This window comes from Pseudomonas veronii, assembly GCF_001439695.1.
GTDB lineage: Bacteria > Pseudomonadota > Gammaproteobacteria > Pseudomonadales > Pseudomonadaceae > Aquipseudomonas > Aquipseudomonas veronii.
Genome location: NZ_JYLL01000055.1, coordinates 1 through 8524 on the forward strand (window position 1 = coordinate 1; position 8524 = coordinate 8524).

General features: G+C 57.2%; 3 protein-coding genes and 1 pseudogene. All 4 read right to left on the minus strand.

What is annotated here, in order from left to right:
• Positions 1-194 precede the first annotated feature (194 nt).
• Positions 195-3947 carry a hypothetical protein gene (locus tag TU80_RS30660; RefSeq protein ID WP_057006114.1) on the minus strand — a complete coding sequence of 1251 codons (3753 nt, stop codon included), beginning with the start codon at positions 3945-3947 and terminating at the stop codon, positions 195-197.
• Between the two features lie 400 nt (positions 3948-4347).
• Positions 4348-5778: a UvrD-helicase domain-containing protein gene (locus TU80_RS30665; RefSeq protein WP_057006115.1), complete on the minus strand. Its 1431-nt coding sequence runs from the start codon at positions 5776-5778 to the stop codon at positions 4348-4350.
• Entirely contained in the window at positions 5768-7501 is a 1734-nt protein-coding gene (locus TU80_RS30670; RefSeq protein WP_057006116.1) for an ATP-dependent nuclease, read from the minus strand. The genes TU80_RS30665 and TU80_RS30670 overlap by 11 nt, the downstream gene beginning before the upstream one ends.
• A gap of 499 nt (positions 7502-8000) precedes the next feature.
• A pseudogene (locus tag TU80_RS30675) lies at positions 8001-8524 on the minus strand (integrase core domain-containing protein); the annotation flags it as partial.

Below are 8524 nucleotides of genomic sequence, written 5' to 3' on the forward strand. Positions count from 1 at the left end.
GGAGGCACTATCGGCGCAGCTGTTAACGTCAAGACGGTATGAGTGCGGGGACACGAGGCTTATAGATTTCCGACAGGTGAAGAACCTAAAAGTGAGACCCCTTAGCGTTTTTACACACTCTGGGCCAGAAGCGGTCACTGACAAAAAAATCAGGGCCAGCCCAGACAGCATTTTCTACGGTAACTTGAGGCTGATTAATGCCGGACAGAGCCGTCCTCGTTGATCAAGCGCTCGCCCCTCGTAGCCTCTACCAAGCGAACAAACCAAAACCAGCAATCCTCACGGCTATGAGGTACTGCATCAATAATTTGGAGGACCTCCTCACGCGAGTATGCTCTCAGCATATCCGCGACATGATGCAGGTCATGCCATTTAGGCGAACACGTGAGGACGCGTTCGAGAAGGTTCTCATGCACGGCACGATGCAGGGGATTCACCGTGGCGGCTAGTCGGTAGAGCAAACTTTCTTGGTCGATATCGCTCGATGCAATGCATCGTCGGAGAGCATCGATAGGAAACAAATCAAAGCTCTCGGCGAATACTTGTGGAATGAGCACGGCGAGGGCAGGCACGGCAAGCATGCGATCCAGCAGCGGAGCATTGTAGGCCGCGACCCCTTTTAACACCGTCAGTACCGCTGCCGCGCGCTTGTCGTCGAGATGATTCACGACATATTCGATGGCTAATTCTGGCGTAAGGGCTAACAACTCTGGTGTGAAATGGTCCTCCCACTGGCTCATCACACAATGAAGCGCGATCCAATCGGGAAAAGGATGCTCGATACCATCAGTCGTCTTTACCACGAGCATTTCACCAGATCTCTTTTGCCAGTCCCTATACAGCAAAAGGGCTTGACGGAGGTGATACGCCGAAAGTGCGTTGGGTTGCTCCGCGATAAAACTTACAATGTGGGGAATCCCCACTGGATAGACTCGCGCAATAGCGTTAAGTAAGTCTTGCGTCGCTTTCGGCTGCATTGGACTGCCTAGTCGACGCCAGATCTCGTCGATGAGCGTAACCGGAGCACTCGGAAGCCAGCGCATGTAGGCAAGTGCGGGGATGTGGTGGACACCCGCGAAGGACGGTGGCAATTGTTTGATCAACTCAGGCAGTACTCCCTCGCCATGACGCGAGATTAATACCCGCCAGCCAGCCTCGTCATGACCCGCAGTAATCCAGGCCCGCGCCGTTTCGTCATCAATTTCAGGCGAGAATTTTTTGGCGAGCTTGTGATGATGAGGGGCGCCAGTTGCTAAAGCCACTCGCTGAAAGCGGGCGACCCATGGTGCGCCAAATTCCACGACAGCAAATCCGAGAAGTTCTTGCGCACGTGGCCTCATGGCCGGGAAGTGTGAGAGTAGAAGACCGAACACGTCGTCATCACCGCAACCGACGAGCACTCTGTTGATTTCGATCCACCCGCTGGAATTTAGCTCTACGACAGATTCAATCAAGCGTTCGTATTCGATAGCAATGAACCGAGCCAGGGCTCTGTTGGCGCGTCTTGTTGCGGCTGGCCGAAGTAACCAAGCATGCGAAGCGATGACAGTGTCGAGATGCGGGCGAACCCATTGCGGTACATCGCCACAGCAACCAAGCGCGGTTGCGGCCGCCTCTGCCCAACTTATCTGGCCGTTAGCCGCAACTTGCTCTAGCCAAAGACTCCACTCCGGCCCACCACCTTCGGCAATTGCATCGAGGACGAGACTGCTATTCGGTGCCCCTAGCCAGTCGGCGAGCGTAGCGCGCTGCGCATAAAGGGCTTTTGGGCGGAGGGCTTGCTTCCACTCCGATGGGTACATGCTGGATCGTCCTAGATCAGCGAGCACCTCCAGAGCGGGGCGAAAAAGCTCCGGGCGCCCCCCCTCCAGTGCACCGATGGCGGCGCGATTGCGCACAGCCAAGCGAGGATCTGCCAGAGCGCGGCGAAACGCTTCTGTCAGGGCTGGCACGGGGCGATCTGCACCGCGGCTTATCTCGAGTGCGGCGGCCAGCACTAAATCTTCCCTAACTGTTGCGTTTACGTCGCTGTCTGCTGCGCGTCCACCCGACTGGATAGCCAGGGCATAGCTCTCGCGCGTCCGGAGTGGGTCTATTGCTCGTTCGGCGACACCGTCGGCCAGAAGGCCGCGTCCGGTGAGCCAACTCCAGTAAAGGTCGTGGCACGGGACTGCCTGACCGCCGCGCTCTAGAATAGTGCCGAGGTTCCTTAGTAGCCTGGCCGGGTCAGTAATTTCCAACTTAGCTGATCGAGTTTGGAGCTCATCCACGAGGCGACCAAATGAACGCGTTCCCGCCAGAGATAGGTCGGACACAGCTCCGGCGAGTGCTTCTGTGAAGCGCTCGGGTAGCCCACGCATAAGGTGCGCATGGAATTGACGCAGGAGGTCGCCAGTCGTCGCAGAGCGCGCGTCCGAAAGAACTTGGATGGCCAAAAGGAGGGGCAGTCTCAGAAGGTCAATCACCGGACTAGGTGGAAGCGCTTCGTCTGGGGTTGCGGCTGCAACTGCGCGCTCTACCAGGTCGGGCGGGAGCAGATCGAGGTTCCACTGCTTAAGGGTGCTGTCGTCCATGTCAGCGAATTTAGCCGTCGCAACTAGGCGTGCGCTTCTTAGCGCGCGCAGCGCGCGTCGCTTCTCACCTACCTTTGTAGTGCCCGCGAATTCGGACCAGCTGTCGACGAAAATACAAATTCGTGGATCTTGGAACAAAGTAGATAATTTGACTCCCGGAGCCGCCTCCGTGACCATCTCCTCTAGATCGTGCCAACCTGTCGCTTGTCCCGCCGGAAGATAGAGCGGGATGATCGTGCCGGCTGCGAGCAACTTATTTGCTGCGTGCCAGAGAGCATGCGTCTTGCCTGAGCCAGGCTGACCGACGATGAGGTGTTTTTTTTCTGGGAGCCCAATGAGATCTAATAAAGATGCGCTCGTGGGAACCCCATTCGACTTGATTTCGGTGAGACGGGGCTCCACTGAGAATGCGTCCACAAGGGCGTCCCGGGCTGAGGACTTGGCTCCAGGGAATAGCAGGTCGATCGATGGCGGTGCGCCAGTCTCAACTAACACCTCCGCCAAGTCGCGTAACTCTTTAATGGACAGAGCAGTGCTTGGCCGTTCGGAGCGCTCACCCAATATGTCTACGGCGACGCTTGACGGAATTGCGATTGAGGTCGCGCGCTCTAGACAAGCCAGAAGCTGTGTTCCGTTTAAGCAACGCGGATTCGGGCCGAGCGCACAAGCAACGGCATCGCGGAACACAGCATCGTATGCGCGATGTGCCATGTCTGTGGTTGACCGGAGCTGATGTCGGCGATTCACGATAGCGCGGCGATTGCTCTCCTCAAGAGAGCGCCATTCCAGTGCGCCGCACGCAAAGACCATTGGACTGAAAAGCTCAGCTCTAAGCATCTCGGGAGGGCTATTTCTTACAAAGGTTCGAAGCTCCTCAGAAAGCGCCCGCTGAAGAAGAGCTACGCGAAGCTCTTCAACGCCACCTCCGGAAGCAGCCGCTTCCCACGCGGTCAGGCCGGCCACGCCGGAAGGCAACGCATTCTTCCGTTCCTGTGCGATGCGCGATGTGGTCAGAAATACGAACCTTACTTCGCGGCCAGGATTGCAGGCCCGCAGCCTGTGCAGAGACTCAATTGCTGCCAGTACATCTGGCGAGTTCAGCGTCACAGCCCCGGACTCGCGCGTGTCCTTCACCTGCGTGGCCCTCAGAACGTCATCCATCCTACCCGGCTCACGGAGAAGCTCGGTGAAGTCCTCGGCGACCTCTAGGTAGAGGTCATCGTCTACGCTCAGCTCCAGCCACGCGGCAGCCGAAGCGTGGAGCTGGTAGACATATCCACGAAGCGAGGCAGTTGCTTGCCGGATCAAGTCTTCTGGTGGAACGCTCCAAACCTGAGAAGGGTTCCCGAAAACAGAAATGGGTGTGATCGACATGGGTTTGGCTCTGGGCAAAGCAGCGAAGTGCGGCACGCTGCGCAGTATCGAAGTGGCTAGATACTAAACCAGATATGCAATTGGCTCTCGACTTTGACGGTACATTCCCTGTACAGATCCAGAGCATACTAGGGACTGGGCTAGAGCCGGGTACCTGCCGATCTCGGGGTATCGGTCTGATCAGAACTATGCGAAGTTTCGTAAGGGATTCGGGGGGAAAACCACAATGCTCATTCAGCCGAACTTTGGTCGCCGGCCTTGGGTGACTGCTATTGGCCGGTTGCTACCCCCCGCGACAGGCGGCAATCGGCCATGAGCTGCATCTAACAATGTTTACTATTTGGCGCTTTCACCGATATCTGCCAACTAGGCCTCGACGAGCACGTCCGTTTGATTTGTCTTAGCTCGATCTCTGTTGTGGGACGAGTCGCGGCGTAGCAGAACACACGACCAATCGGCTCGAGCCGCGCGTCATCGCCACGTAAAGGTGACGAGCATCCATGTTTTCAGGGTTGGGAATCACCGCCACTTGTGCCTCCAATCCCTTCAATAGCAAGGTACTACCAATAGCCCGCCGAGCTAGTTGTCGGCTTTCATGGCGATTGCGTTCGCGCTCTCGAATCGTGGCCTCCACAAAGGTGCAAACACCTCCGGCTGCAGTCTCCATAGCTCGCAGGCAGCCATACAGCACCTCGGGGCGATATACTCGCGCGTGCTCTTGGCGCATCAAGGCTCTAATCGCTTCCGTTGCCAGAAAAAAGGTTGGAGTCGTGGCGAATGCCACCAATGCTGCCTCCGCCGGAGTAGGCATAGTGCGAGCAGAACCACGTCGGAGGATATCCAGGCGTGGCAGTAATGCGGCAGCGCCGACTTGCGTTATCGTCTCGGCGGCAAAATTGACGAGTTGTGCAGCGGCGTCCGCTGCCTGTAAGTCGAATCGCCGGCCGAAGCTCGTGAGGTCCCCTAGATCTACCGGTTCAACTGCAGTAGCACCAGGGGTTTGACTGGCCATTTGTCTGCGTCCTCGGGTGTTGCGGCTGTCGCCTATCACCAGGACCTGCCCTTCGGGTGTCACTGACCTTGTAAGTGCTGCCGCCATGCGCTGACGGTCGGCAGTGGAGGGGAGCAATTGAATCCAGTTGACCTCGGCAGGCGCCTGGTCCAGGTCGATGCTCCCGCCCGCTTGCAGCACCCGTCGGCAGTTCAGAAGCCACTCGCCAAACCCGCGGCTACCTGCGTTTATCCAGCGCCATGGTTGGTTCAACTCACCGATGAGCGGGAACTGCTGGAGCACGTGTCCATCCCAGTCCACCAGTTGGTTGCCTGCAAAGCCGAAGATGGCCTGCATAGGATCACCCAGCACGCAGGTAGGTAGTACCGCCGCAAGTGCGGTGACCAAGGCGTGCTGCACCAAGTTGCAGTCTTGGTACTCGTCGACGAGCAAGTGAGCATAAGTTGCCGCCAGGGTATCGCTCACATGCCCCGCTTGCACCAAGGTGCAGGCTGCCAAGCGGATTGCGGGATAGTCAGCGCCTGGATTTCTCAGTTCAAGAATGGCAGCAGGTATCCCGCTTCGCTCTGGGAAGATACCGACCAAGCGCATGGCAAAACCGTCGAGGGTCGCCACGCGATACGCGGACGCTGGAACGCTAGCGCGTTGCATGCGCAGGCGTAGTGCGGCCACACCCGCGTTCGTATGGGTCAGAATGAGAACAGGTTTGGCGCCGGTATGCTGGGTCAGCGTGTCCGCGATGAGTTGTGTCTTGCCACAGCCGGCTGGCGCCGTCACGGTTCCGCTGCGAAAGGCGAACAAATCGTACTCAGGCGGCATGGGCCCACCCGAATAACTGGCTGACTAAGGCAGTAAACCCAGCGTCCATAGCCTGGTAGTTGGGGCCAACAATTTCCCGGGCAAGGATCTCGAACTTGGTTAGCGACTTGTACCAGCCGTTCTTTCGGTTCCGGGATGTCAGGGCCAACAGCAAACGCACTTCAGGAGAGTAGGGGTGCTGTTGTTGGCGTAGCTGCAGGATGTCGTCCAGGGAGTTGCGTCCCTGAGATTGCGTACTGATATGCGCGGCTACTAGATCTCTATCGAGAAACTCCACGGCATGCTGGAGCATGGTGTCTACTGCAGCATCCGGTAGACTGAGGAACAGTTCATCTTCCAGGGCCCGCCCTTCCCGCCATGTAATAAACGCCCCTCCGGCCGCGCGATAGGCATCTACCACCTCAGGAGTCGGGGGCTTGTCAGCATCGACAAGAACCATGACACGGTAACCCAGCTTAAGTAGAGCAAGGCCTCGAGCAAAGCACCGGTCCGGCTCACCTCCTCCCACGTTTACGTAGGCCGTTCCTGCAGCAAGAAGTGAGCGGTAGTTCCGCGCCGTCCAGTACTGATCCAATCCTCTAATGAGCCCGACTTCACTGGCCCCTTCGCAAACGATGACGCTACGAGCGAGAAACGCTTCCGGATCCATTCTAATGGTGCTCTGCACATCGTCTTCGACACCCACTTCAAGCACATGGAGAGTGCAATCTTGTGCCTTTCGCACTACGAAAATTTGGTCGCCTCGAAGCTCCCTGACTGCCACCGGTGAGTGAGTTGTCAGGAAGGCCTGCAGCGGTGATGGAGCCTCCTTGGCACCCAATGAGTCGAGCAGTCGGACGAGCCTGTGCGGCTCAAGCCCATACTCGACTTCGTCCACTAGAGCGATTGAGGCGCGATGCGCAGCTGCTCGCTGTAATCCAGCTACCAATAACCGCGAAGAGCCGGTGCCTAACGAACGCAGTGGCACCCCCCGCTCATCGTGTAAGGCAATGGCGCCGTCGTTGATGGAGACAGCGTGGGCATCTAGTAGGGCTTGTGCCTGCGTTCCGACGGGAACGCCTAAGGCAGTTGCCTTCTCGGTTACGATTCGCAGCGTTTCAGCCAGTTGGGGTCCTGCCTGATTGCCGAACGTGGCACGCGCCTCACGAGAGGCGTTAGCAAGCTCGGCGCCTAGATTGGGGCGTTCTTCCGTAAGTCGGTTGAGTATGGACCCACGGGCCCACGACAGATTGGAGTTAGCGTAGGTGCCCAGTCGTGCAGGCGCCAACAACAATCGATCTTTCCATGCGATGTTGCGTTCTTGGCCTAAGGCTTGGGCGCGCTCGGACACCAACGTCCAGATTGGTTCGAGCTCGCTGTCCACTATCAGGCGTAGAGAAAGTACGGTTTCGAACCCTTGCATTGGTTCAGCTTGTAGTTGGCCGGTTGTGCTATCGAACGCATGCAAGTACTGCCCATAGACATCCAGGGTCTTCAGCGTGTCTGGTAGCTGACCCAAGGTCAGCGTGATCTGAATGGGTTGGCTCACGTCGAGGCCGAAGAAATCGGTATCCCCCAACGTAATGTTTCGGCGGGCACCAAGGCACAAGTCAATAGCATCCAAGATGGTGCTCTTGCCATTATCGCCAGGACCAATTAAGCAATTCAGGCCTGGCGACGGAAGCCAGGTGAGTGACCGTATCGACCTGAAATTCTGAATGTCAATCTTGCGAATCCGAACCACGCACCACCTCCTTGTTGACACTTCCTGCTCCGTCATGGCGGTGAAGTTGATCGCTGCATGATGAGCAGTGTGACGGACGCTACGCCTTCCACTATAGACCCGAGCATATCTGGTTCAAGCAACGAAAGATCGGCTGAATTGTCAGGAGAATTCCGATTGCACTCGGACTCGCCTTGAGCCCGCAGTCCGTTTATGGCTGGTAGTCGCCCTAGTGAGCGAAAGCCCGCAGGTCGATTCCCACCGCCTTAATCATTTCAAACCGCTCCTCCAGAGCATTCATTTATGTAACACCTATTTGCCATGTAACACGTACATCGGCAAACCATTCGCAGCAGTGTTACATATGAATAATTGTTTAAAATCATTCACTTATGATTTAGTGTAACGCGCGTAACACCCGTAACACGATTTTATTAGGGCATCCCCCTAGCCCCATTACTATCGTTCCTCCAGCGAAGCGAGTGGACTTGCCCCTACAAAACCGGACACCAACTCCCTGTTAAATTGATGCTGCCGCCAAGCGCCTGAACTCCCTCGGCGAGCGATATTTCAAAGCGCTGTGCGGATGCTGCTCGTTGTAGTGTTCGAAGGCAATTGCCAAGTTACGCAGCGCCGTTTCCCAATCCGGCTTGGGCATGTGCGCCACGTAATCACGCTTGATCGTCTTCACGAAACTCTCGGCCATCCCGTTGCTCTGCGGGCTACGCACAGGCGTGGTCACCGGCTGCAAACCGATCTGCCGAGCAAACAGGCGCGTCTGTTCGGCGGTGTAGGCGGAACCGTTATCGCTGAGCCATTGCACCGGCGTCGCGGGCAACTGATCACCGAAACGCTTCTCCACGCTTTCCAGCATCAAGTCGCGGATATCATCGCCGCTGTACCCGGTCGGGCTCGCAACCCAGCCGATTGCTTCGCGATCACAGCAATCGAGGCGAAGGTCACGCTCAGTTTGGCGCCGTCCTCGCAGCGGAACTCAAAGCCGTCCGAGCACCAACGCGTATCGCTGGTTTTCACGGCAATACG

Coding starts and splice junctions, on each gene's coding strand:
- TU80_RS30660 (WP_057006114.1), bottom strand. CDS start 3,947: ATGTCGATCACACCCATTTCTGTTTTCGGGAACCCTTCTCAGGTTTGG.
- TU80_RS30665 (WP_057006115.1), bottom strand. CDS start 5,778: ATGCCGCCTGAGTACGATTTGTTCGCCTTTCGCAGCGGAACCGTGACG.